The 24,955-nt window shown below is 70.3% G+C and carries 21 protein-coding genes; 14 read left to right on the forward strand and 7 right to left on the reverse strand.

What is annotated here, in order from left to right:
• Positions 1–324: 324 nt before the first annotated feature.
• Positions 325–2,184 carry a serine hydrolase gene (locus ACGFNN_RS07505; protein ID WP_393553796.1) on the reverse strand — a complete coding sequence of 620 codons (1,860 nt, stop codon included), beginning with the start codon at positions 2,182–2,184 and terminating at the stop codon, positions 325–327.
• A gap of 309 nt (positions 2,185–2,493) precedes the next feature.
• Between ACGFNN_RS07505 and ACGFNN_RS07510 the strand changes: the two genes are divergently transcribed.
• From ACGFNN_RS07510 to ACGFNN_RS07520, 3 genes are all read left to right on the forward strand, one after another.
• A complete protein-coding gene (locus ACGFNN_RS07510; protein ID WP_393553798.1) occupies positions 2,494–4,017 on the forward strand; it encodes an acyl-CoA synthetase in 1,524 nt (507 codons plus the stop codon).
• Between the two features lie 525 nt (positions 4,018–4,542).
• Positions 4,543–5,043 carry a sortase gene (locus tag ACGFNN_RS07515; RefSeq protein WP_393553799.1) on the forward strand — a complete coding sequence of 167 codons (501 nt, stop codon included), beginning with the start codon at positions 4,543–4,545 and terminating at the stop codon, positions 5,041–5,043.
• An 89-nt stretch (positions 5,044–5,132) separates the two neighbouring features.
• Positions 5,133–6,041 (forward strand): class F sortase, encoded by a 909-nt coding sequence (locus ACGFNN_RS07520; protein WP_393553800.1) that lies wholly within the window; start codon positions 5,133–5,135, stop codon positions 6,039–6,041.
• Between the two features lie 24 nt (positions 6,042–6,065).
• Here the strand turns inward: ACGFNN_RS07520 and paaK are convergent, their stop codons facing one another.
• Complete coding sequence (paaK, locus tag ACGFNN_RS07525) at positions 6,066–7,355, reverse strand: phenylacetate--CoA ligase PaaK (protein ID WP_393554035.1); 1,290 nt, start codon at positions 7,353–7,355, stop codon at positions 6,066–6,068.
• A 262-nt stretch (positions 7,356–7,617) separates the two neighbouring features.
• On the opposite strand from paaK, the gene ACGFNN_RS07530 reads away from it, so the two are divergent.
• Positions 7,618–9,138, forward strand: coding sequence for an alpha/beta fold hydrolase (locus ACGFNN_RS07530; protein ID WP_393553802.1), 1,521 nt, complete (start codon positions 7,618–7,620; stop codon positions 9,136–9,138).
• Positions 9,139–9,209: 71 nt separating this feature from the next.
• Here ACGFNN_RS07530 and ACGFNN_RS07535 read toward each other — a convergent pair whose 3' ends face one another.
• Positions 9,210–10,871: an FAD-dependent oxidoreductase gene (locus tag ACGFNN_RS07535; protein WP_393553803.1), complete on the reverse strand. Its 1,662-nt coding sequence runs from the start codon at positions 10,869–10,871 to the stop codon at positions 9,210–9,212.
• Positions 10,872–11,145: 274 nt separating this feature from the next.
• Here ACGFNN_RS07535 and ACGFNN_RS07540 point away from each other — a divergent pair, with 274 nt between their 5' ends.
• From ACGFNN_RS07540 to ACGFNN_RS07570, 7 genes are all read left to right on the forward strand, one after another.
• Positions 11,146–12,264: a TcmI family type II polyketide cyclase gene (locus ACGFNN_RS07540; protein ID WP_393553805.1), complete on the forward strand. Its 1,119-nt coding sequence runs from the start codon at positions 11,146–11,148 to the stop codon at positions 12,262–12,264.
• A gap of 69 nt (positions 12,265–12,333) precedes the next feature.
• Complete coding sequence (locus ACGFNN_RS07545; protein WP_362548231.1) at positions 12,334–12,777, forward strand: cupin domain-containing protein; 444 nt, start codon at positions 12,334–12,336, stop codon at positions 12,775–12,777.
• Positions 12,774–14,042: a beta-ketoacyl-[acyl-carrier-protein] synthase family protein gene (locus ACGFNN_RS07550; RefSeq protein ID WP_362673837.1), complete on the forward strand. Its 1,269-nt coding sequence runs from the start codon at positions 12,774–12,776 to the stop codon at positions 14,040–14,042. Before ACGFNN_RS07545 ends, ACGFNN_RS07550 begins: the two co-directional genes overlap by 4 nt.
• Positions 14,039–15,298, forward strand: a complete 1,260-nt coding sequence (locus tag ACGFNN_RS07555) for a beta-ketoacyl synthase N-terminal-like domain-containing protein (protein WP_393553807.1) — start codon at positions 14,039–14,041, stop codon at positions 15,296–15,298. Before ACGFNN_RS07550 ends, ACGFNN_RS07555 begins: the two co-directional genes overlap by 4 nt.
• Before the next feature lie 16 nt (positions 15,299–15,314).
• On the forward strand, positions 15,315–15,572 hold the full coding sequence (locus ACGFNN_RS07560) for an acyl carrier protein (RefSeq protein WP_362548222.1): 258 nt from the start codon (positions 15,315–15,317) through the stop codon (positions 15,570–15,572).
• 1 nt (position 15,573) lies between these two features.
• Complete coding sequence (locus ACGFNN_RS07565) at positions 15,574–16,053, forward strand: SRPBCC family protein (protein ID WP_362548219.1); 480 nt, start codon at positions 15,574–15,576, stop codon at positions 16,051–16,053.
• Positions 16,054–16,072: 19 nt separating this feature from the next.
• The gene (locus ACGFNN_RS07570) at positions 16,073–16,405 is read left to right on the forward strand and encodes a TcmI family type II polyketide cyclase (RefSeq protein ID WP_362548216.1); all 333 of its coding nucleotides are present in this window, start codon (positions 16,073–16,075) and stop codon (positions 16,403–16,405) included.
• Between the two features lie 65 nt (positions 16,406–16,470).
• Here ACGFNN_RS07570 and ACGFNN_RS07575 read toward each other — a convergent pair whose 3' ends face one another.
• The gene (locus ACGFNN_RS07575; RefSeq protein WP_393553809.1) at positions 16,471–17,556 is read right to left on the reverse strand and encodes a methyltransferase; all 1,086 of its coding nucleotides are present in this window, start codon (positions 17,554–17,556) and stop codon (positions 16,471–16,473) included.
• 34 nt (positions 17,557–17,590) lie between these two features.
• A complete protein-coding gene (locus ACGFNN_RS07580) occupies positions 17,591–18,736 on the reverse strand; it encodes a right-handed parallel beta-helix repeat-containing protein (protein WP_362674232.1) in 1,146 nt (381 codons plus the stop codon).
• Positions 18,737–18,893: 157 nt separating this feature from the next.
• On the opposite strand from ACGFNN_RS07580, the gene ACGFNN_RS07585 reads away from it, so the two are divergent.
• Both ACGFNN_RS07585 and ACGFNN_RS07590 read left to right on the forward strand, forming a co-directional pair.
• Positions 18,894–19,295 (forward strand): ACT domain-containing protein, encoded by a 402-nt coding sequence (locus ACGFNN_RS07585; RefSeq protein ID WP_362548208.1) that lies wholly within the window; start codon positions 18,894–18,896, stop codon positions 19,293–19,295.
• Positions 19,296–19,342: 47 nt separating this feature from the next.
• Positions 19,343–19,843 carry a hypothetical protein gene (locus ACGFNN_RS07590; protein ID WP_362548205.1) on the forward strand — a complete coding sequence of 167 codons (501 nt, stop codon included), beginning with the start codon at positions 19,343–19,345 and terminating at the stop codon, positions 19,841–19,843.
• On the opposite strand, the gene ACGFNN_RS07595 is transcribed toward ACGFNN_RS07590, so the two are convergent.
• Positions 19,806–22,046, reverse strand: a complete 2,241-nt coding sequence (locus ACGFNN_RS07595; RefSeq protein ID WP_393553812.1) for a germacradienol/geosmin synthase — start codon at positions 22,044–22,046, stop codon at positions 19,806–19,808. The genes ACGFNN_RS07590 and ACGFNN_RS07595 overlap by 38 nt on opposite strands.
• A 240-nt stretch (positions 22,047–22,286) precedes the next feature.
• On the opposite strand from ACGFNN_RS07595, the gene ACGFNN_RS07600 reads away from it, so the two are divergent.
• A complete protein-coding gene (locus tag ACGFNN_RS07600; protein ID WP_393553814.1) occupies positions 22,287–23,618 on the forward strand; it encodes an N-acetylmuramoyl-L-alanine amidase in 1,332 nt (443 codons plus the stop codon).
• A gap of 101 nt (positions 23,619–23,719) precedes the next feature.
• On the opposite strand, the gene ACGFNN_RS07605 is transcribed toward ACGFNN_RS07600, so the two are convergent.
• Positions 23,720–24,856, reverse strand: a complete 1,137-nt coding sequence (locus ACGFNN_RS07605) for an aminoglycoside phosphotransferase family protein (RefSeq protein WP_362674245.1) — start codon at positions 24,854–24,856, stop codon at positions 23,720–23,722.
• Between the last annotated feature and the right edge of the window lie 99 nt (positions 24,857–24,955).

Here is a 24,955-nt window from a genome sequence, read left to right on the forward strand (position 1 = left end):
TGAGGGAAATAATTCGAAACTTTCGGTGCTGTGGAAGGGGCGGAAACGAGCTCGCAGGGGCGTCCCCGGCTCACCGCTCACCGGCGGGCCGTCCGGCGATGTGCGCGCCCCGGCTTCCTCGGCCTTGGGGCGGTACGGGACGCCGAAGCGGCGCGCCATCCGCCGAGTGCGGATGACGCGCCGCTGGGGATCACGCCGCCGGGTGTCCGGAGGGCTGGGGGCAGCCGCGCCGGGGTGCCGCCCGGTCGTCGCGCGGTTCAGCGCCCCGGCAGCCGGCATCTGGTTGTTGATCCTCGGATGTCCGGGACTCCGGGAGGCCGGTCGTCAGTCCGTGGACGCGGTCCACCCCGTGGCCTCGATGCCCCGAGCGTCCGCGGCCCTTCGCTCGTCGAAGAGCGTGCGTCCGCCGTCCTCGACCCGAACGCCGTCGACGTAAACGCCCCGACCCACGTACAACTGGTCGGTGGTGTAACGCCAGCGCAGGTTCACGTCCTTGCCGCTCAAGCCCCCCAGGCTCGCTTCCAGCCTGTGCCAGACACGCCCGGACCAGCCTGATACCGAACCCTCCGGATGTGAGCTCGGTTGCCGAGGCGGCTTCCCCTCCGCCGGTGTGGTGGTGAACGGCAGGGACTGCCACGTCGCCCCCGAGTCGGAGGACGACTCCAGCACGAGCGTGTCCGACCCGGGTTCCGTGTCCCACCAGATGTCGCAGCTCAGCAGCGCGCGTGAGGATCGGGGGTGCAGGGCCGGAAGGGTGAGCGTCGCCGATCCGGCACTCGCCATGCCGGAGAACCACGCGGTCCTGCCCTGGGCCGGTCGGACCGGGACCGCGCGTGCCATGCGGTTGGCGGCCGCGACCCGGGGCGCGCTGCCTGATCGCCAACTACGCACCGGATGCACGGAGTTGCCCAGGACGATCAGGAAGGAGTCCGTCGTCGGATCGAGGACGAGGCTTGTGCCGGTGAAACCCGTATGGCCTGCCGTGCGCGGGGTGGCCATCGCGCCCATGTACCAGTGCTGGTAGAGCTCGAAGCCCAGACCGTGTTCGTCCCCGGGGAACGCGGTGTTGAAGTCCGTGAACAGCAGCTCGACGGACTCCTCGGACAGGATCCTGGCCCTCCCGTAGACACCTCCGTTGAGCAGGGTGCGAGCCAGTACCGCCAGATCCCAGGCGCAGGAGAAGACCCCTGCGTGGCCGGCGACGCCTCCCAGGCTGAATGCGTTCTCGTCGTGCACCTCGCCCCAGACCAGGCCTCGTTCGAGTCCGGACCAGGGCAGCCGCGCGTCCTCCGTGGCCGCGATCTTCGGCTTCCAGGAGGCCGGGGGGTTGTACCGCGTGCGGTGCATCCCGAGGGGAGCGGTGATCTCCTCCCGGAGCAGTGCGTCCTGGCTACGACCGGTGATCTTCTCGAGGATCAGCTGCAGTGAGATGAGATTGAGGTCGGAGTACAGGTACTTCGTTCCGGGAGGCGAGGCGAGGGCCTCGTCCCAGATGAGACGCAGCTTCCCTTCGCGGGTAGGTGCGCTGTAGAGCGGGATCCAGGACCGGAAGCCGGAGGTGTGTGTCAGGAGTTGTCGTACCGTCACGTCCTGCTTGCCGCCGCCGGCGAACTCGGGAAGGTAGGAGGCGACCCGCGCCTCCAGCTCCAGCGCGCCACGCTCGATCTGCTGCACGGCGAGGATCGAGGTGAACAGCTTGGACACCGAAGCCAGGTCGAAGACGGTGTCCTCGGCCATCGCGATCTGCTGGTCCTGCGGGAACTCCACCCCGGTGTCGGTCTTCTCGTCGTACGCCGAGTAGCGAACCGCGCGGCCGATCGGCCGGTGCAGCGCCACGGTGCCGCCGCGGCCGGCGAGCAGTACCGCGCCCGCGTACCAGGGGTGGGCCGGTGAGGCGTCGAGATACGCCTCGGCATCGGTCACCAGCTGCTCCAGCTGGTCCTCCAGCAGCCCGGCGCGTGCAGCCGACCCGCGGCGAAGCGTGGGACCGCCCCGTCCTGATGTCATACCCGTCCCGGCTCCTGATGGTGTGCCCGGCAGCTGCCGGGTCCGCTCGGCACCCGCGGCCGTACCGGCCACCCCTGCGAACGGGACCGGAGCCAGTGCGAGTGCTCCGCCCAGCGCCAGTATCCCGCCGCCCAGCCTGCGGCGGCTCACTCCCCGGTCCGACACGTCTCCGGTCATCCGGAACCCCTTCCCCTCAAGCCGAAAGCACTCGCGTGAAAGTAACTTTCGAAATCTCGTTCGCCGGTGAAACTTCTTGCCGAAGCGGAGGTTACAGGCACAGTCGCCGTCAGGGGGAGGCCCTCGTGCTACATCGCCGTCCTCCCCGGACCGGCCGGAGGACCGGGCATGCCGGCCTTCGCGACCGTCGCCACGCCGCCGGGTCCGGGTCCGTCCAAGGCCGAGCCCGCGGTGCCGGTGGCGTGCCGTCCGCGACGCCGGCCCCCCGGACCCTTGACCCCTGGCGATCAGCCCCACAGGATCACGGGCATGACAGGCGTACGCAGCAGCACAGTCGACGGCATCGTGAGCCGCAGCGCACGGCGTGGCCCGGGGAGGACCGCCCTGCGGTACGGCGAACGGTCCTGGACCTACGCGGAGCTGGACGAAGCGGTCAGCACGGCGTCCTCCGTGCTGACCACCTCGCACGGCCTGCGCCCCGGCGACCGTGTGGCCTCCTACGCCCACAACTCGGATGCCTACCTCATCGCCTACCTGGCATGCGCACGTGCCGGACTGGTCCACGTGCCGGTCAACCAGAACCTCACGGGGGGCGATCTGGATTACATCCTCGAGCAGTCCGGGGCCGCACTGGTGCTCGCCGATCCCGGTCTGGCCTCGCGCGTCGCGGAGGGGCGCGCCGTACGGGCGCTGCGCGACACGCCGGAGTCCCTCCTCGCGGAACTGGAGCGCCCACGCCCCTTCGTTGCCGCGCGCGAACCGGGGGCGGAGGACCTGGTCCAGCTGCTCTACACCTCCGGTACCACCGCCCAGCCCAAGGGCGCGATGATGACGCACGGGGCTCTGGTCCACGAGTACATCAGCGCCATCACCGCACTCGACCTGCGCGCCACCGACCGTCCGGTGCACTCGCTGCCGCTCTACCATTCCGCGCAGATGCACGTTTTCCTGCTCCCCTACCTCGCGGTGGGCGCGGAGAACACCATCCTCGACGCTCCCGAAGCCGGACGGATCTTCGACCTCGTCGAAGCGGGCCGAGCCGACAGCCTCTTCGCGCCGCCGACCGTCTGGATCGGGCTCGCCAACCATCCGGAGTTCGCCACCCGTGATCTCGGTGGTCTGCGCAAGGCCTTCTACGGCGCTTCGATCATGCCGGTGCCCGTCCTGGAGCGGCTGCGCGAGCGGCTGCCCGATCTCGCGTTCTACAACTGCTTCGGCCAGAGCGAGATCGGCCCCCTCGCCACCGTCCTCGGCCCCGACGAGCACGACGGGCGCATGGACTCCTGCGGACGGCCCGTCCTCTTCGTCGAGGCGAAGGTGGTCGACGAGCAGGGCAAGGAGGTTCCGGACGGAACGCAGGGCGAAGTGGTCTACCGCTCGCCTCAGCTGTGCCAGGGCTACTGGGACAAGCCCGAGGAGACAGCGGAGGCCTTCCGGGACGGGTGGTTCCACTCCGGCGACCTGGCCGTCCGGGACTCCGAGGGCTATTTCACCGTCGTCGACCGGGTGAAGGACGTCATCAACTCGGGGGGTGTGCTCGTCGCATCCCGGCAGGTGGAGGATGTGCTCTACACCCACCCTGCGGTGGCAGAGGTGGCGGTGGTGGGCCTGCCGGACGACCGCTGGATCGAGGCCGTCACCGCGGTCGTCGTGCTCCGAGGTGACGGGGAGGCCCCGGGGCTCTCGGAAGCCGAACTGATCGATCACGCCCGCGAGAGACTCGCCCATTTCAAGGCTCCTAAGAGGGTCTTCTTCGTCGGCGAGCTGCCGCGCAATGCCAGCGGAAAGATCCTCAAGCGGGACCTGCGGGACCGGTTCACCACCGAGTTGTGATGTCCTGTCAGCCGCGAGCATCAGGGGCCGGCCGCCGGACCGGTCCGGGCCGGACGGCCGAACTACTGGCCGCGGAGGCCGCCGCACCCCTGACCGCCGCGCTCCCCGAGCCGCGGGAGGCTCGGGAAGGCGTAGGTGCCGGAGAAGAAGCGCTCTGCCGGGCCCGGAGCCGCGCACGACACCGCGTCAGATGATTCGGCGGCGTCCCCGCGCCTCCGGGGCGGACGGCGTCGCCGGGCGCAATCCGGGCCGGTGAGGGGCAGGGGCACGTCGAAGTCCGGAGCCCAACTCGTCACGGGACGCGGGTTAGCCCGTTCGCCGCCCTCGGTGTGAGCGTTCCTCAGTTCTTCTCACTCATCGAGTGACCTGCGCAAACGACGCGACCGCGCCGGAGGCCCGCGACTGCCCGGGTGACGAGGACCCAAGGTCCTCGTGTTGCGGGGGTGACGGTCTGTCGGTTCTCTCGGGAGCACAGCAGAGGCGCCGCGCAGACCGGCCGGCCCCTGCTTCCGTTGGAGGATCCACATGCGCAACACACGCATCGGCGCGGGTGTCTGTCTGGCCGTCGGCTGCCTCGCCTTCGCGGCGCCGGCCGCAGAAGCGGCGGCCGAGCCTTCGGGTGAACAGACCATTCACATCAGTCCCTCCAGGACCTCACCTGGCTCGGAGGTCACCGTCAGCACCAGAGCCTGCGGCAAGGAGACCTACGGCAAGGGCACCTCCGAGGTGGGAGGGGCCTTCCACCTCTTCGAAGGGGAGCGCAAGGGCACGCTCGTCGGCGTGTTCGAAATCCCTCGTGGCGCGGAGCCGGGCACCGACACGGTGACGGTGAAGTGCCCTCCGAGGATCAAGATGACGGATACCTACGAGATCGTGGAGCGCGCCCCCTCCGGCGGGGTCGACGCAGGGTTCGGAGCCCCCACCGACCAGGGAACCCAGCTCGCCGCCGGCAGCGTGCTGCTCGCCGCGGCCGCGGCCGGGGGAGTGGTCAGGCTGCGTCGGCGTACGGCTGCCGCGCGTTCCTGACCCCGGTCCCGAACCCGCGGGGGCCGGCCGCCGCACCGGACGGCCCCCGCGAGCACCTCACGATCCGATGCGAGGCAGAGGTACCAGTGATGGAAACCGGGCGCAGTACCAGCACCACGTCGCCCTCGTCGTTCCCGGCGGTGAAACACCTCGTCTGGGCTCTGGTGGCCGGGACGGCGTTGGTAGCCGCAGGACTGCGAGAGGAGACCCCGCCGCGGCCACCGGTGGCCGGCGCGGCCGCCGCACCGGCCACTTCCCGGGAAGCGACCACGTCCCCCGTCGACCGGCCCGCCGCTCCCGCACCGCTCCTTCCGGCCGTCGACTACTTCGCCCCGGCACACGGGCGCGCGAAACCTCCCTCCCTGGTACGGCGCTCCACCGCGCCGCCCGTGCTCCAGCCGGTCCCGCCCGTCCGTCCCGCGCCGCTGCTCCCGCCGCACGCCCCGCGCACCGGACCGTCGTCCAGCAGTCCCGCCGGCAAGGGCGCCGCACCCGCCCCCGCCCGCAGCTCGCATCCCTCGCTGCCCGCCGTGCGGCCGCTCCCCGTGTCGACACCGCTCAGGCTGCGGATCCCGGCGGTGAAGGTGGACGCGCCGATGATGGAGCTCGACCTGGATGCCGACGGCGCCCTGGAGCCTCCGCCTGACAACAACCCCGTACTCGCCGGCTGGTACGCGGGCGGAACCGTGCCTGGGGCCACCGGTACCGCCGTCGTGGCAGGCCACGTCGACACCCGTCTCGGACCCGGTGTCTTCAGGCAGTTGGACGCGGTGCGCAAGGGGGCCACCATCGAGGTCGTCCGGGCGGATCAGCGAACCGCGGTGTTCACCGTCTACGCCGTCGAGGTCTACGACAAGAAGAACTTCCCCGACGAGAAGGTCTACGGCCGCTCGGACCGGGCGGAGCTGCGCGTGATCACCTGCGGTGGTGCCTTCACCAAGAAGGCCGGCTACGAGGACAACGTGGTGGTCTTCGCCGCGCTGACCGCCACGCGCTGACGCCTGCACCCCCCTGCCGGAGCCTCAGGGCGCCTCTCTCATGTCGACGATCCGCTTGATCTTGCCGACCGAACGCTCCAGAGTCCCGGGATCCACGATCTCCGCCTCGACGCTCACCCCCACGCCGTCCTTCACGGCGGCGACGATGGACAGTTCCGCCGCCTTCCGCTCACCGGGTGTCGCGCCGGACCGCGCCTCCGCCCGTATGGTCAGGGCGTCCAGCCGTCCACGACGCGTCAGGAGCAGCTGGAAGTGCGGGGCCACTCCCGGGGTCCGCAGCACGATCTCCTCGACCTGGGTGGGGAAGAGGTTGACGCCCCGGAGGATGACCATGTCGTCGCTCCTGCCCGTCACCTTCTCCATGCGCCTGAACGTGCGCGCGGTGCCAGGCAGCAGACGGGTCAGATCACGAGTCCGGTACCGGATCACCGGCATGGCCTCCTTGGTGAGTGAGGTGAAGACCAGCTCGCCCCGCTCCCCCTCGGGCAGCACCTCACCGGTGAACGGATCGACGACTTCGGGATAGAAGTGGTCCTCCCAGATGTGCAGGCCGTCCTTGGTCTCGGCGCACTCCTGAGCCACCCCCGGCCCCATCACCTCCGACAGCCCGTAGATGTCGACGGCGTCGATGGCGAACCGCTCCTCGATCTCGCGGCGCATCTGCTCGGTCCACGGCTCGGCCCCGAAGATCCCGACCTTCAACGATGTCGACCGGGGATCCACCCCCTGGCGTTCGAACTCGTCCAGCAGGGTCAGCATGTAGGAAGGGGTGATCATGATGATTTCGGGCCGGAAGTCCTGGATGAGCCGGACCTGGCGCGCCGTCATGCCTCCGGACGCCGGGACGACCGTACAGCCGAGGCGCTCCGCCCCGTAGTGGGCGCCGAGACCGCCGGTGAAGAGCCCGTATCCGTAGGCGACATGGACCTTGTGCCCCGGGCGCCCACCCGCCGCCCTGATCGAACGGGCGACGACGTCGGCCCAAGTGTCCAGGTCCCGCTCGGTGTACCCGACCACGGTGGGGCGGCCGGTCGTGCCGCTGGACGCGTGAAGGCGCCGCACCCGGTCCTCGGGCACGGCGAACATCCCGAACGGGTAGTTGTCCCGCAGGTCGGCCTTGACGGTGAACGGGAAGCGGGAGAGATCTGCGAGTGCACGGCAGTCATCGGGATGTACGCCGGCCTTGTCGAAGGCCGAGTGGTAGAAGCCGACGTTCTCGTAGGCGTGCCGGAGCGTGCCCCTGAGGCGCTCCAGCTGAAGGGCCTCGAGCTCGTCGCGGTCGAGTCGCTCCCCGGAGTCCAGCAGCGCGTTCATACGGATCATCCCCTCGCCGTCCGTCGACCGACCATTCGGTCGTCCTCTGCGTGCAGTAATTCAGGTGGTCAGGGGTTCTGGCAAGGGCCGGGTACGAGCTGTGGAAAACCCGGGCCGAGCCGTCCGGGAATCCGGAGCGGGGCCGGGCCCGCTCCTCCGCGGGCCGCGCACGGTGCCGGGCCTCCCGGAACGAGGCCGATCCCTGATTCGCTGTGGGCGGACGGGTCCGCAGGGCATGCCCGGCCCTGCTTGGATGGCAACCATGCCGATCTTCAGTACGTACGACGGGACCGAGCTCGCCTATCACCTCGTGGGCGAGGGGGAACCACTGATCTGCCTGCCCGGAGGGCCGATGCGGGCCTCCCGGTACTTCGGCGACCTGGGCGGACTCTCGCGCGTGCGGCAACTCGTCCTGCTCGACCTGCGGGGCACCGGCGACTCCGCGGTTCCGCGGGATCCGGACACGTACCGCATCGACCGGCAGGTGGACGACGTCGAGGCGCTCCGTGCGCATCTCGGCCTCGAACAGGCGGATGTACTGGCTCACTCCGCCTCCGCCGAACTGGCGGCACTCTACGCTGCGGCACACCCCCGGCGGCTGCGCACCCTGACCCTCGTCACGCCGGGCACCGGCACCCTGGGTCTCCCCGCGACCGCACAGGACCGCCGGGAGGCCGCCTCGCTACGCGCCCATGAACCCTGGTACCCCGAGGCGGTGGCGGCGCTGGACGAACTCCAGGCCGGACGGGTCACCCCCGAGGTGTGGGAAGGCATCCGGCCGTTCACCTACGGCCGTTGGGACGCGGCGGCCCAGGAGCACGCCGCGCAGTCCCCCTCGCAGCGCAACACGGAGGCCGCGTCGTTCTACTACCCGGAGAACGGCCTCGACGCGGAGGCCACGGTCGCCGCGATGCGCGAACTGCCCGTCCCCGTGCTCGTCCTCGCGGGGGAGTACGACGGCGGCCCCACGCCCGACCGGGCCGCCGAGCTGGTAGCCCTCTTCCCCCGGGGCGAGTTCGCCGTCCAGCGCGGGGCCGCCCACTTCCCCTGGATGGACGACCCGGGCGCCTTCTTCCGCACGGTCGCGGCCTTCCTCGACCCGGACGTCACCAGTGTGCAGGCGGGAGGGATCCGGCTCGCCCACCGCACCTGGGGCGATCCGTCCGCGCCGCCCGTCGTTCTCGCCCACGGCCGCTGCGGCAGCAGCCGGGACTGGACGGACATCGCCGAACGTCTCGCCGAACGCCACCGGGTCTACGCGCTCGACTTCCGGGGCCACGGCCTCAGCGACTGGCCCGGCCGCTACAGCCTCGAATTCTTCCGCGACGACCTGCACGCGTTCCTGGAGGCCCGCAACCTGGCCGGCGCCACGGTGATCGGACACTCCATGGGAGGGGCGGCCGCCCTGCTCCTCGCCGAGCTCCAGCCCGCGCTGATCGGTGCCCTGGTGATCGAGGACTCCCCGACCTTCGTCCCGCTCGACCCGCCACGCCCCCACGCCGAACGTCCGGAAGGCGAACTCGGCTTCGACTGGCCGGTCGTCCCGTCCGTCGACGCACAGCTGAACGACCCGGACCCGGCCGTCCAGGAATGCCTGGGCGACATCACCGCCCCGACACTCGTCGTCGGGGGATCCCGCAGCCACGTCGACCAGCGAGAGCTCGCCTCGATGGCGGAACGGATACCTGGCGGGCGCTACGTCCGCGTGGACGCCGGGCACCTCGTGCACTCCGACAACCCGCAGGCATTTCTCGACGCCCTCGCGTCGTTCGGCATCGGCTGACAGGCCCCGTCCGGGGCCCGCCGGCCGATCCCCTGTCCGGCGGATCCCCGTCGGACAGGACCAGTAGCCCGTCAGTCGCGGTGCAGGAGCGTCAGCATGACCTCGTACAGCGTCGCCTCGTGGTCGGCCGCCGCGCCCTCGGAACGCCACGCCACGAATCCGTCGGGGCGTACGAGCACGGCGCCCTGCGGGGACGTGCCGTGCGCGGCGGCCCAGTCGGCCCCGTTCTCGGGCACGAGGTCCGCGTCGCCGCCCGTCCCGACCCCGAAGGCCTGGAGCGGAATGCCGAGGCGCTTCGCGACCTGCTGCGCCGCCGAACGCCACTCCTGGTGACGGGCATCGGTCAGCAGCACGAACGACTTCTCGTACAGGTCCAGGGTCGACACGCGCCCGCCGTCCCCGCCGAGCCACATGTGGGGCGCCCTGGTGCCGGGCTCGCCCGTGAGTCCCATGCCCTCCGGGACCACGGGGAGGCCCGGGTCCACGTCCAGTACGGCGCCACGCAGGTAGCGGTAGCCGAGGGCGACCGTGAGCATGCCACCCTGACGACCGCCACCCGGACCGCCGGGACCGCCCGGGCCACCAGGGCCGCCGGCGGGCGCGTACCCCGGGTGACTGTGCTCGCTCGAACGGGCGGACGCACGCGCGCTCGTGGCCTGCGCCACGGGAAGCCGCTCGGCCTCGTACGTCCCGAGAAGCCCCGGGCCGGCGACCTCGTCGATGACGGCGGCGAGCTTCCAGGCGAGGTTGTGAGCGTCCTGGATACCGGTGTTCGAACCGAACGCCCCCGTGGGAGACATCTCGTGGGCCGAATCACCGGCCAGGAAGACGCGGCCGACGCCGTACCGCTCGGCGACCCTCTCGGCAGCGTGCCACGGAGCCTTGCCGGTGATCTCGACGTCCAGGTCCGGGGCCCCGACCGCCCTGCGGATGTGATCCGCGCACCGCTCGTCGGTGAAGTCCTCGAGTGTCTCGCCCCGGTCGGGCTGCCACGGCGCGTGGAAGACCCAGCGCTCCTCGTTGTCCACGGGCAGCAGCGCGCCGTCCGCCTCCGGGGCGGTCAGGTAGCAGACGATGAACCGCCTGTCGCCCACCACCGAGGCGAGGCCCCGTGAGCGGAACGTGATGCTCACGTTGTGGAAGAGGTCACCGGGACCTGTCTGGCCGATGCCCAGCTGCTCCCGGACCGGACTGCGGGGCCCGTCGGCCGCGACGAGGTAGTCCGCCCGAACCGTGGTGTGCTTCCCGGTCTCCCGGTCCTTCACGACGGCGGTCACGCCCTCCGCATCCTGCTCGAAGGAGAGCAGCTCGGTGGAGAAGCGCAGCTCACTGCCCTGTGCCCGGGCATGGGTGACCAGAACGGGCTCCAGGTCGTTCTGGCTGCACAGGCACCAGCCGCTCGGGCTGAACCGGGCGAGCCCGCCACCCGGGTCGATCTCCTTGAACAGCCACTCCTGGTCGTCGCCGGTGAGCGACCCGGCCTGGAGGATCCCGTGGTTGTCCGCCAGCACCGACGCGGCGTCCCGGATCAGTTGCTCCGCACCCGCCGCCCGGAACACCTCCATGGTGCGGACGTTGTTGCCACGCCCCCGCGGGTGGGTCGAGGTGTCGGCGTGCTTCTCCACCAGCAGGTGGCGGACGCCGAGCCGGCTCAGGAAGAGGGACGTGGACAGGCCCACCAGGGAGCCGCCCACGATGAGGACCGGTACGCGTAGGTCGACGTTCTCGTTCATCAGTTGCTCCAGCTGGGACGCATGACGGATGCAGTGTCCATGCCCTCGACGAGGGTCTTGGGCCGGACATCTGCCGCCGCCTCACCTGAACGGTTCACAAATATCGCGCCGCCCGTACCAGCGTTCCACGATCAGTCGCGGGAGCGATGCTCCGCGGCACGGGGGCGGACGTCACGTGCCGCAGGCAGGGACCTGACCCGCTTCCGACCGATACCGACGGATGACGAGGGGCCACGGGACGTGGCCGCCGCACCGTCTCGAAGGAGAGCGAAAGATGACAACCCTCTCGGAACGTATATCTCAGTCCGCCTTCGACGGTTCGAGGCTCCGGGTCATACTGCTGCTGGACCTGCACGACGGCGCCCAGAACCAGTTCCTCGAGGCGTACGAGCACATGCGCAACCAGGTGGCCTCGATCCCCGGGCACATCAGCGACCAGCTGTGCCAGTCCATCGAGAACCCCTCGCAGTGGCTCATCACCAGCGAGTGGGAGAGCGCCCCGCCGTTCCTCGCCTGGGTGAACAGCGAGGAGCACGTCGCCACGGTTCAGCCGCTCCACAGCTGCGTGCGCGACACCCGCTCCCTCCGCTTCAGCGTCCTGCGGGAGACCGGCGCGGCCTTTGAGAACACCGCCGAGCCGCTCAAGGGCAACCTCCAGTCCACGCCCCGGCTCGGAGACGGCGTCGTGCGCCACGCGCTCACCTTCACGGTCAAGCCGGGCACGGAGGAGATGGTCGCGAAGATCCTCGCCGACTACGACTCCCCGCAGGCGCGCGTCGACGAGAACACCCGGCTGCGCCGCACGTCGCTCTTCATGCACGGCAACCGCGTCGTACGAGCGGTCGAGGTCGAGGGCGATCTGATGGCGGCTCTGCGCCACGTCTCCCGCCAGCCCGAGGTCAGGGCAGTCGAGGAGGCCATCAATCCCTACCTGGAGCAGGACCGGGACCTGAGCGACCCGGACTCCGCTCGGATGTTCTTCACCCGTGCGGCGCTCCCGACGGTCCACCACGTCAAGGCAGGCCGTCACAACGCCGCCGGCGTCGACCGGCACGCGCTGTTCTACCAGGCGAAGGAGGGCTGCGGCATGGCTCTGGCCAAGCTGCTCGCCGGCCAGGACGAGGAGGCCGCGGACGACATCGCGAGCCCGATCGAGAGCAGCACCATCTTCCAGCGCGACGACATCGTGGTCCGGCTCCTCGAAGTCAGCGGCCCGCTCGACGCGCAGCCCACGCAGGCGCTCGGCATCGGTGGCCCCCGCAAGGCGGCCATGCTCGGCCGGCTGCTCGACGGCGGTGCGAACGGCATGCCGACCACCGACCAGGAGGCCGCGCGCTTCCTCGCGCAGGCGGAGATGGACCTGATCACCGACCGTCAGGCCACCGATTCCTGACGTGTCAGCGGCAGCGGGGACACCCCCGCCCTGCCGTCACACCGCACAAGTGCCTGGAGGAGACCAGCCATGACCACCCACCGGCCTCGCATCGTGGACCTCAGCGAGACTCAGCCCAACCGCCGGCGCGGCGGAGACCTGCGCGCCATGCTCACACCCACGACGGTGGGAGCCACCAGCGGCTTCATGGGGCTGGCCCTCGTCGAACCCGGTGACCGCATCGGCGAGCACTACCACCCGTACTCGGAGGAATTCGTGTACGTCGTGGACGGTCTCCTCGAGGTGGACCTGGACGGCGAGACGTTCGCCATGCGGCCCGACCAGGGCCTGCTCATCCCGCCCCACGTGCGTCACCGCTTCCGCAACGTGGGTGACGTCGAGGCCCGCATGGTCTTCCACCTCGGTCCGCTCGCCCCGCGCCCTGAGCTCGGACACGTGGACACCGAGGTCACGGAGTCCACGGACCCCCGTGACGGCTACGCGCCGCCAGAACGAACGGGGGCGGCCTCATGACCCGGCGCGTCGCCGTCACCGGAGTGGGCGTGGTCGCGCCCGGCGGCATCGGGGCCCCGGCTTTCTGGGACCTGCTGTCCAACGGTCGCACCGCGACCCGGGGCATCACGCTGTTCGACCCGGCCGAGTTCCGCTCGCGCATCGCCGCCGAGTGCGACTTCGACCCCGTCGCCCACGGCCTGGACGCGGATCTCATCGCCCGTTCCGACCGCTACATCCAGTTCGCACTCGTGGCGGCCCGGGAAGCACTGGGTGACGCCGGCCTCGATCTCGGCAAGGAGGACCCCTGGCGCATCGGGGTCTCCCTCGGGACCGCGGTCGGCGGCACCACCCGGCTGGAGCACGACTACGTCGCCGTCAGCGGCAGCGGTTCGCGCTGGGACGTCGACCACCGGCCGGCCGGAGCCCACCTGGAGCGGGCCTTCGCGCCCAGCACCCTCGCCTCCGCGGTCGCGGAGGAGGTCGGTGCCCACGGTCCGGTGCAGACCGTCTCGACGGGCTGCACCTCCGGACTCGACGCGATCGGCTACGCCTTCCACGCCGTCGAGGACGGCAGGGCCGACATCTGCGTCGCCGGGGCGTCCGACACGCCCATCACTCCCATCACCGTCGCCTGCTTCGACGCGATCAAGGCGACCTCGGCGAACAACGACGACCCGGAGCACGCCTCCCGGCCGTTCGACGCACGCCGCGACGGGTTCGTGATGGGGGAGGGCGGAGCGGTCCTCATCCTCGAGGAGCTCGAGCACGCCCGAGCCCGGGGCGCCACCGTCTACTGCGAGATATCCGGCTACGCCACCTTCGGCAACGCCTACCACATGACCGGGCTCACCACCGAAGGGCTGGAGATGGCCGAGGCCATCAACAGCGCCCTCGCCCAGGCCCGGCTCGACGGTTCGCAGGTGGACTACGTCAACGCGCACGGCTCGGGCACCAAGCAGAACGACCGCCATGAGACAGCGGCGGTCAAGCGGGCTCTGGGCTCGCACGCGTACAAGGTGCCGATGAGTTCGATCAAGTCGATGGTCGGCCACTCGCTCGGAGCCATCGGGGCGATCGAGATCGCCGCCTGCGTACTGGCACTCAAGAACCAGACGGTACCGCCGACGGCCAACTACGAGGTCCCTGACCCCGAGTGCGACCTCGACTACGTACCCCGCACCGCCCGGCCGCTCAAGCTGCGCAGTGTGCTCTCGGTCGGCAGCGGCTTCGGCGGATTCCAGTCCGCCGTCGCCATGACCCGATCAGGCGGGAGGAACCCATGAACCACTCCGCACGTCCGGAGAGGCGCAACTCCGTCATCACGGGGATCGGCGTCGTCGCACCCAACGGCACCGGCGCCGGCGCCTTCTGGAAGCAGACCCAGGAGGGCGTCAGCGTCCTCGACCGGGTGTCCCGCGAAGGGTGCGAGAACCTCCCGCTGAAGGTGGCGGGGGAGGTGCGTGACTTCGACCCGGTCGCGTTCATCGAGGAGCGGTTCCTCGTCCAGACCGACCGGTTCACCCACTACGCGATGGCCGCCGCCGACCTCGCCCTCGACGACGCACGCATGGGGCGCGCCGACTACGAGAGCGAACCGTTCAAGGTCGGCGTGGTCACCGCGGCGGGCTCGGGCGGCGGCGAGTTCGGCCAGCGTGAGCTGCAACGGCTGTGGGGGGAGGGCTCGCGATTCGTCGGCCCCTACCAGTCCATCGCCTGGTTCTACGCGGCGAGCACCGGCCAGATCTCCATCCGGGGCGGCTTCAAGGGCCCGTGCGCCGTGGTCGCGAGCGACGAGGCGGGCGGACTGGACGCGATCATGCACGCCGCGAGGTCCATCGGGCGGGGCACCGACGCCGTCGTCGTGGGCGCCGCCGAGGCACCGCTCGCGCCGTACTCGGTCGTCTGCCAGCTCGGCTACGACGACCTCAGCCTCTGCGAGGAACCCACCCGCGCCTACCGGCCGTTCACCGCGGACGCCTGCGGATTCGTGCCGGCCGAGGGCGGAGCCATGCTGGTGGTCGAGGAGGAGACGTCGGCCCGCGCACGTGGTGCCCGGGTCCGGGCCGAACTGGCCGGTCACTGCGCGACCTTCACCGGTGCCTCCCGGTGGGAGGAGTCCAGGGCCGGACTGGCCCGGGCGATCGAAGGGGCGCTCCGCGAGGCCGGCTGCGCACCCGAGGAGATCGACGTCGTCTTCGCGGACGCGATGGGAGTGCCCGCCGCGGACCGGGCCGAAGCGCTTGCCATCGCGGACGCCCTGGGCGCCCACGGACGGCGTGTCCCCGTCACCGCGCCCAAGACCGGGACCGGCCGCGCCTACTGCGGAGCACCCGTCCTCGACACCTCCGCCGCGGTACTCGCCATGGAGCACGGGCTGGTCCCCCCGACGCCCAACGTCTTCGAGGTGTGCCACGACCTGGACCTGGTCACCGGTCGTGCGCGCTCCGCCGACATGCGGACGGCGCTGGTGCTGAGCCGAGGACTCATGGGGTCCAACGCCGCCCTGGTGCTGCGGCGTCCCACCGAAACCACCGTGTGAGAAGGAGGAGTCACCCATGAACGACCGACTGACGTACGAAGAGCTGGCCGTGCTCATGAAGAACGGCGCCGGCCTGACCGTCGACCCGTCGGAGATGGCGAGCCGTCCCGGTTCGGCCTTCGACGAGTACGGCCTGGACTCGCTCGGCCTGCTCGGGATCGTCGCCGCGCTGGAGAACCGTTACGGCCGTCCGCTGCCCGCGGACGCCGACCGGTGCAGGACGCCCGGCGAGTTCCTCGACCTCGTGAACAACACCCCAGTGACAGGAGTCTGACGTGTCCGGACACACCGAGAACGAGATCACCATCGCGGCCCCCCTGGACCTCGTCTGGGACATGACGAACGACCTGGAGAACTGGCCGCAGCTGTTCAGCGAGTACGCGGCCGTCGAGGTCATGGCGCGCGAGGGCCAGAAGACGACCTTCCGGCTCACCATGCACCCGGACGAGAACGGCAAGGTCTGGAGCTGGGTCTCCGAGCGCACCACGGACCGTCAGGGCCTCACCGTCCGGGCCCGCCGCGTCGAGCCCGGCCCGTTCCAGCACATGGACATCCGGTGGGAGTACTCCGAGGTCCCCGGCGGCACGCGCATGCACTGGCGCCAGGACTTCGCGATGCGTCCCGACGCCCCGGTCGACGACGCGTGGATGACCGACAACATCAACCGCAACTCCCGCGTCCAGATGGAGCTCATCCGGGACAAGATCGAGCAGCGCGACCGGGAGCGCCGCTCCGCCTCCGTCCCCGCCAACTGATGCCCCGAAAGGCAGCCAGATGCACCACGCACTGATCGTCGCCCGGATGGCGCCCGGATCCGCGCCGGACATCGCGAAGCTCTTCGCGGAGTCGGACAACACCGAGCTTCCCCACCTCGTGGGGGTCAACAGGCGCACCCTGTACCAGTTCGGCGACGTGTACCTGCACCTGATCGAGTCCGACCGGCCCCCGGGCCCGGAGATCGCCAAGGTGACGGAGCACCCCGAGTTCAAGGCCGTCAGCGACCGGCTCACCGCCTACGTCAGCCCGTACGACCCGCAGACGTGGCGCGGGCCGAAGGACGCGATGGCTCAGCAGTTCTACCGGTGGGAGCGTCAGGGCTCCGCCTGAACACGGACGATCGCCCCGGGGCCGGCACCTGAGTGCCGGGCCCGGGGCGATCTCCTTTCGGGCCGTTACGGCACGAGGCACTCGAAGGCGTGCAGGTACGCGTTCACCGGGTGGATCTGGCCGACCCGGAGGCCGGCCTCGGACATCCGGCTCACCAGGCTCTCCCTGGTGTGCTTCGCACCTCCGACGTTCAGCAGGAGCAGCAGGTCCATGGCGGTGGTGAACCGCATCGACGGGGTGTCGTCGACCAGGTTCTCGATGATCACCACCCGGGCCCCGGAGCGCGCGGCGGACACGACGTTGCGCAGCGTGCGGCGCGTGCTCTCGTCGTCCCATTCGAGGATGTTCTTGATGATGTACAGATCGGCCTCGACCGGGATGTCCTCACGGCAGTCGCCGGGCACGATCCGTACCCGGTCAGCGAGGGACCCGCCGTCGCGCAGCCGCGCGTCGGCGCGCGCGACGACACCCGGTAGGTCGAGGAGCGTGCCCCGGACCGAGGGGTGCTTCTCGAGCAGGCTGGCGAGGACGTGTCCCTGACCGCCGCCGATGTCGACGACCGAGGACACCCCGGTGAGGTCCAGGAGGTCGGCCACATCCTGCGCCGACTGCACGCTGGAGGTGGTCATGGCGCGGTTGAAGATCTGGGCCGACTCGCCCGCGTCCTGGTGGAGGTAGTCGAAGAAGCCCTTGCCGAACGTCTCGGGGAAGACGCTCGTGCCGGAGCGGACCGCGTCGTCGAGCCGCGGCCAGACCTCCCAGGTCCAGGGCTCCGTGCACCACAGGGCGATGTAGCGCAGGCTGTGGGGGTCGTCCTCCCGCAGCAGCCGGGACATCTCCGAGTGGGTGAACTTCCCGTCGGGTGTCTCGCTGAAGATGCCGTAGCAGCACAGCGCCCGCATGAGGCGTCGCAGGGGCGCGGGCTCGGCGTCGACGGAGAGGGCGAGTTCCGCGGCCGAAGCCGGTGTCTCGCCCAGCGCGTCGGCGACGCCCAGCCGGGCGGCCGCGCGTACGGCGGCGGCGCAGGCCGCTCCGAAGGCGAGCTCCCGCAGACGCATGGACGGCGGAGGGGACTGGCCCGCGGTCTGCTGCGGTGCTGTGAGGGGGGCCGTGACGGGAGTCGTCTCGGGGGTGGGACTCACGGTGGTCATACCGTCTCGTTTCTCCTTGTGCGGAGGTGCGCCGTCATCGGGCGCACAGGCCGGCCGGGACGGACGTCCCGCACGTGTTGCTGGTGAAGGTGTTGCCGGTTCCCGAGGTGTCGCGGTTGGCGAGGTCGGCCGGCTTGTTTCCCTGCACGCGGTTGTCGCGGATGGTGTTGTCGGTGTTCAGCGCGCCCACGAAGCTCTTGAAGAGCAGGATCCCGCCGGACAGCGGCGTCGAGCCGATGTTGTCCTCGATGACGTTGGAGCGGACCGTGGTGGCCTCGCTGCCGGTCAGGACGATGCCTGAACCCTGGATGGCGGACAGACGCGGAGTCGCCGGACAGAACTTGTTGTTCTTGACGATCCGGTTGTCACTGATCGTCATCTTTCCGGCGGCGGGCTTCGACTCGTCACCGACGACGAAGACGCCGCTGCAGTTGCCGGTCAGCAGATTTCCGTCGATCACCATGTTGCGCACTCGGCGCGCGGTGACACCGATGCGGTTCTTGGTCACGGAGTTGTCCACGACCAGAGTCCCGCCGGTGTCGGTGGCGCCGCCTTCCTCGGTGACCGAGTTGGCGACGAAGATGCCGGCGTCGCCGTTCGCGGTCGCCTTGTTGAAGCGGAAGTCACCGCGGGTGGAGCGCTCCTGCGCGATGCCCCAGGTGCCGTTCTTGCGGGCGGTGACCCCGCGGACGGAGAGACCGTCGGTCCAGGAGGCCCAGACACCGCTCTTGCTGAAACCCGACACGGTCAGCGCGCGGATCCTGACGTCGTCGACGGTACGGCCCTTCGTCCCGATGACGCAGATGCCGTTGCCGCCGGTGGCGCAGGCGTTGGCCGCGCGCGGGCCCCTGGCCGCCTCGGCGCCCTTGGTCTTTCCGGGCTTGCTCGACTTGGCCGGCGCGGCGGTCTTGGCCTTGGGCGGGGCGATGACCGTACGCTCGCCGGTCCCGCGCAGGGTCAGGCCGGGCTTCGTGATCAGGACGCTCTCGCGGTACGTACCCGCCAGCACGACGACGGTGTCGCCCGGCTTCGCCGCGTTCACAGCGCGCTGGATCGACTCACCGGGGTGCACCACGAGCTCGCCGTGTCCCGACGCGGACGAGGGGGCGGCGGCGAGGCTGAGTGAGGTCGCCGTGGCGAGCGTGATGCCCGCCAGGCATTTCATGTGCTTTCTTCTCATGAGCCGAAGCTATGGGCGATCAACCACCGGTGCCACGCATGGTGAGCGTATGGATACATGGCGTGCCTGAATGGCTTACGCGCACGGTCCGGGTGGCATCCGCCAGGGTGCCGAGGGGCCGGGCGCGGGCGGACCGCGGTCGACGTAACCTGCTCCCATGACGGGCGAGCGCGATCTGCGGACACTGCTGCACGGACTGCGACCGGAGCTGCGGTCCGGCCGCTACGTCTTCACCACGCTGCCGGGCGGGGAGGTGCCGGCCGGAGTCACCCCCGTGGTCACCGTCGCCGAGAGCGAAGGGCTCACGCTCGTCGTCCCCGAGGCGCAGGCCCGGGAATCCGGGCTCGACCACCACTTCGTCGCCGCCTGGATCACCCTCAGGGTGCACTCGGCGCTCGACGCGGTGGGACTGACCGCCGCGGTGTCCCTGGCGCTCACGGACGCGGGGATCAGCTGCAACGTGGTCGCCGGATTCCACCACGATCACCTCTTCGTCCCGTACGGGCGCGCGACACAGGCGGTCCAGGTGCTCGAGGCGCTGGCCGAGGAGTCCGCGTAGCAGTGCCCGGCTCCGCAAGGTGAGCCGGGACACGTAACATGGCCCCCATGTCCTTCCTCCGCCGCCGTAGCGCCGCCACACCCGCGGGCCCGGACTTCGACGTCCTGGCCATGGACCCGGGGGACTGGCCCGGCAACCTCGGCGCCGGTCTGCTCCCCGCTCCCGACGGGAGCTGCCAGGGCGTGTTCCTGCGCTACGACCTGTTCGGCGGACGCGGGCCCGCGATGATCATCGGCAACCTGCCGGAGGGTTCACCGGCCCGCGAGACCGAGGAGGGCCAGGTCCCCTTCGAGGTGGCCCAGCTGCTCCTCGCGCTCGAGAACGACGAGCCGGTCGAGGTCACCGGCACCGAGGACGTGCCCGTCATGCAGGGCGACAGCCTGCTGATCGTGCACCGCATCAAGCTCTCCGAGAGCCGGATCTCCTGCGTCCAGTTCGACCGGAGCGACGGTGTGCTCGTCACCATCGCCAGCTGGGACCGGCCGATCACCGATGATCTCTACGCCCTGCTCAAGCCACTTCCCGCGGAGCTGTTCCAGCAGGGCTGAAACGTCCCTGCGTCGTCAGCAATCCGGCCATCCGCGCGGCGGACGTCCCGAACCCCGTGGGGCCACCGAGGTGCCACGGGGTCGAGGTGCCCCGCCGCAGGTCCTCCTCGCGGTAGCGCCGGCAGTCCCGGTGCCAGATGAGGATGCCCGCGATCCAGTGCTCGAGTTCCTGGACGTAGCCGGCCAGGATCTCGCGTGCTTCCGCGTCCAGACCGAAGTCGTCGTACAGCACAGGCAGCTCCTGCTCGGCGACGTGCAGGAACTGCCGAAGCCGTGAGTTCATCAGGTCGTGCACGAGGGCGACGCCCGTCGGATAGTCCACCCCGAAGAAGTTCTGCACGACGAGGACACCGTTGTGGACCTCCCCCTCGTACTCGATCTCCTTCTGGTACGAGAAGAGGTCGTTGAGCAGGCAGGCGTAGTCCGCCGCCGCGTTCTCCAGCGACCGCATCGGGCCGCTCCGGTAGACCTCTTCGGGCACCTTCCTGCCGTGGCCCAGGCGGCACAGGCTCATCGTGAGGTCCGAACCGAATGTCGCCCGGCGCATCTCCACGTAGTCCACCGGGTCGGGGATCCGGTTCTGCGCCTGGTTCGCCAGCTCCCAGAGCCAGCTCGCCGTCATCGACTCCACCGCCGCCCGGAAGGTCCTCCGGCCCGCCTCGTCCATCGGACCGGCCGTCCGCTGCCAGAGGTCCGCCAGCCCCCGCTCCAGGGCGTTGACCGGCTCGGGTGCGGAGGAGTCGTCCAGCGGCATGAACAACGACAGCCGCTCGTTCGCCAGCCGTGCCCCCGCGAGGTCTCGGGTCCGGCCGTGCACCACGGGGAACCAGTCGTCGCCGTACGTGCCCCAGGTCAGCCACCCCGACGACAGATCGAGCTCGTCCGGGGTGGCGTCGGGATGCAGACCGGCCGCGCACAGCGGCAGATCCGTCGCGAGGAGGCGTTCCTCGTCCCAGATGTGGGAGCCGGGCACCCCTGGCTGGGCCTCCAGCAGTCCCATCCGGTGGGACCACTCGACGATCCGTACCCGGGCGCCGTCCAGGTGCGGGCTCAGCGTCGTGCCGAAGGGCAGGTCGAACTCCGGCAGGAGCGAGGGACCGACGTGCCGGAACGGGACATGACCATGGCTGCGGGCCCGGAACGACTCCGAACGCGGAGTGAACCGCAGGGACGCGGCGGCCATGCCGAACCCCGGGACGCCGTCCCCCGCCCCGCCGCCGTTCATGTAGCGACTGGAACGCATGTGCCACTCGTGGCCGCCCGACTGCCAGTCCTGGAGACCCTTCACATAGGCGAGGACGGCGAGCGTCTCGTCACCGGTCAGCCCCTCTTCCGCGCACAACGGGCCGAGCTCGGTCAGGGCGGTGTTCTCGAACTGCTGGAGGCGTGACGTCAGCAGGTCGTTGACCGCCTCCGCCGCCTCCTGAGTCGGACAGTCCAGGAACCGCTCCAGGACCAGGACCCCGTTGCTGTTCTCTCCTTCCTCCTCCACCTCGCGCTGGTAGGAGAAGAGATCGTTGCGCAGGTGCACGGCGTCGGAGAACGCGTCCTTGAGCACCCGCAGGGCACGGGAGCCCGCGACCCTGGCGGGAACCTCCGCGTTGGCCGCGTACTCCACCAGGCCGGCCGACCACGGCGCTCCACCGACCTTGCGGCGCATCTCGATGTACTCGACGGGGTTGGCGATACGCCCCTCGTTGATGTTCGCGAGCTCCCAGAGCGACTCGTCGAGCAGATTCTCGGTCGCCTCCGCGAACCGGGCCCGCCAGGCGTCGGACATGCTCGGAACAGTCCTGGCCCAGAGATCCGCCAGCCCGGCCTCCACCGGATTGACCGGCTCCGGAGTGGATGCGCCCCGGTCCATCGGCATGAACGCCGGCAGCCGGTCCAGGTAACGCTTGGCCCCCTCGCGGTCCGGGGTGCGCTTGAACAGTTCGAGGAAGTGGTCGTCGAAGAAGAAGACCCACACGTACCAGTCGGTCACCAGGGACAGCGCGTCGGCCGAGCAGTCGGGGTGGGTGTAGGCGCAGAGCAGCGCGTAGTCGTGGGACTCGAGGTCCTTCTCCTCCCAGACGCCGGAACCCTCCAGCATCCCCATCCCGCGGGCCCATTCCCGGGTGTGTGTACGGGCTTCCTCCACATGAGGGTTGAGGCGTGCCGGGTACGGCACGTAGAAGTCCGGCAGGGAGAAGGGCTGTGCCATGTGCGTCCGGCCTTTCCGAATACTCCGCGCGGTCCGTACGGACCGGTGCTGTCGGCGCCAGCACTACCCCTCGGCCATCCGGGGCACGCGCGGGGCGGAATAGTCACACAAGTTCAGGTGTAGTTGCACACTGCACTCTTGACGCACCCGTACCTGCCGCAACAGAGTGTGCGCCGACCGATGAAGACGGGGAGTACCACCGGGTACAGCTCCCCCACCCATGCCCCACGAAGGGTTGTCATGACGTCGAAGCAGAGGATCAGACTCGCGCTCGCTCTCACCACGGCAGGAGCCCTGAGCGTGGGCCTCCTCTCCCCGGCGGTGGCCGGCGCGGACACCGTACGACCGGACTGCCCCCGCGGCCTGTCCTGCGACTGGGTCCCGGCCGCCTACCAGCAGACGGGGGATCCGGAGGACAAGGAGAGCTACGGGAACTACGACACGGCCGACCGTCCCGGCAGCAACTCCGTCAAGTTCATCGTCCTGCACGACACCGAGGTCGACTACGACACCACCCTGAAGATCTTCCAGAACCCCACCCACCAGGCCTCCGCCCACTACGTGGTGCGCTCCTCGGACGGCCACGTCACGCAGATGGTCAAGAACAAGGACGTCGCGTGGCAGGCGGGCAACTGGTACCTCAACACGCACTCCATCGGCATCGAGCAGGAAGGTTTCGCCGCTGAGGGCGCCAAGTGGTACACCCCCGAGATGTACCGCTCGACCGCACGCCTCGTCCGGCACCTCGCGGCGAAGTACGACATCCCGCTCGACCGGCAGCACATCCTCGGACACGACGGGGTACCCCCCACCAGCGCTGCCGGTACCAAGAACATGCACTGGGACCCGGGTCCGTACTGGGACTGGAACCGCTTCATGGCGCTCCTCGGCAGGCCCAGCGTGCCGAGCGCCCACCGGACCAGTGAACTCGTCACCGTCAGCCCTGACTTCACCAAGAACCAGCAGGCGTTCCGCGACTGCGAGAAGGGCGTCGATCTGCCCGTGCAGGGCAGCAGCGCGGTTCCGCTGCACACCGGACCGTCCGAGGACGCGCCACTCTTCTCGGACCCGGGCCTGCACCCGGACGGCGCGCCGGGCACCAACTGCGCCGCGGACTGGGGCAGCAAGATCAGTGCCAGCCAGCAGGCCGTCATCGCCGACCGGGCGCCCGGCTGGACGGCCATCTGGTGGTACGGGGACAAGGCGTGGTTCCGCACCCCGGCAGGGAGCCGCGTGACGACCCCGACATCCGGGCGTGTCGTCCGGCCGAAGGCGGGCAGGACGGAAGTACCGGTCTACGGTGTCGCCTACCCGGAGAAGGGGGAGTACCCGGCGGACTTCGTGAAGCCGACCGTGGGCACACCCCTCGTCTACACCATCAAGGCAGGGCAGGCGTTCCCCGGTGGTGGCGAGGCACCCACCGGCTACTACTACGCCCCGACGATCGACGCTTCCAAGCCGTACGACCACACGTACTTCCGCGGAAGCCAGAAATACGTGACGGTTCAGATCGGCCACCGGATCGGCTTCGTGAAGACGTCCGACGTCGATGTGGTGCCCGCCGGGTCATGAGCGTCTGCTGAGACCGTGAACACGCGCTGCGGGACCCGTGTGTCGGCACCGGTCCCGCAGCGCGCTTCCCCCGTCCGTCAGGCCGGCGCGACCCGGCGTGGTCAGCGGGTGCCCACCGCGGCACGGACAGCACGTCGGGCCATCGCGCAGTCGTCGTGCAGCCTGCGCAGCAGAAGACGCTGCTCCTCGCCGGAGGTGAGCATGCCTGGCCGTGTCTGTCCGCCGACGGCGGGTGAGCCTTCACGCATGGCCCGCTGGACCGCCGTCTCGTAGGTACGGATCTCGCGGGTGAGCACGATCATGAGGTTGATGAGGAAGGCGTCCCGCGCCGCGGCGCCGGCTGCCTGTGCCAGCTGGCTGATCTGGCGTCGCGCGGCGGGTGCGTCCCCGAGCACGGACCAGAGCGTCGCCAGGTCGTAACCCGGGAGATACCAGCCGGCGTGTTCCCAGTCGACCAGGACGGGCCCCGTGGGCGGCAGGAGGATGTTGGAGAGCAGGGCGTCGCCGTGGCAGAACTGGCCCATGCCGTACCGCCCGCCCGCGTGTGCGAGACCGTGCAGCAGCTTCTGCAGGTCGCCCAGATCGCGATCGGTGAACAGCCCGAGCTCGTGGTAACGGGCGATTCGGGAGGCGTAGTCCAGCGGCGCGTCGAACAGACCGGCCGGCGGTCGCCAGGCGTTGACCCGGCTGATCGCGCCGAGAACGGCACGCAGGTCAGCCCTGGGCGGAGCTTCAGCCGGATGCCTCGTCAGCGCCGCGACCCTGCCGGGCATCCGCTCGATCACCAGGGTGCAGTTCTCCGGGTCCGCTGCGATGAGACGCGGGACACGGACCGGCGGGCGGTGCCTGACGAAGGTCCGGTATGCAGCTATCTCGTGCCGGAACCGCTCCGTCCAGGAGGGGGAGTGATCGAGTAAACACTTCGCCACCGCGGTCGCGCGACCAGTGGTGCCGACGATGAGCACCGAGCGCCCGCTGCGGCGCAGCACCTGAACCGGGTTGAACTCCGGGCAGATCCGGTGGACCGAGGCGATGGCCATGCGTAGCTGCGCCCCTTGGGCGCCCGACAAGTCCAGTCTGCCGCTGAGCGGTTGGGAGGCCGGGCCCGCCATCCGCCGGGGACGGGCCGCGCCGGGCGCCGAAGAAGCGGCGCGGGGGTCCAGATACGGTCCGCCGCCCGCCCCCGAGGGTCGGAGCGGCCGGGGCGGGGCGGACACGGAGGACGATGCTGTGTACATGGGCGAGACAGATCCCTTCGTGCGCCGACAAGTTGCGTGCGCCGCCCCGGCCGGCGGCCGTTCGGCACCCTGGGGAGTACCTAGGGCTGCCGGGCGGGG

Origin of the sequence: Streptomyces sp. NPDC048590 (assembly GCF_043199535.1) — a bacterium.
GTDB lineage: Bacteria > Actinomycetota > Actinomycetes > Streptomycetales > Streptomycetaceae > Streptomyces.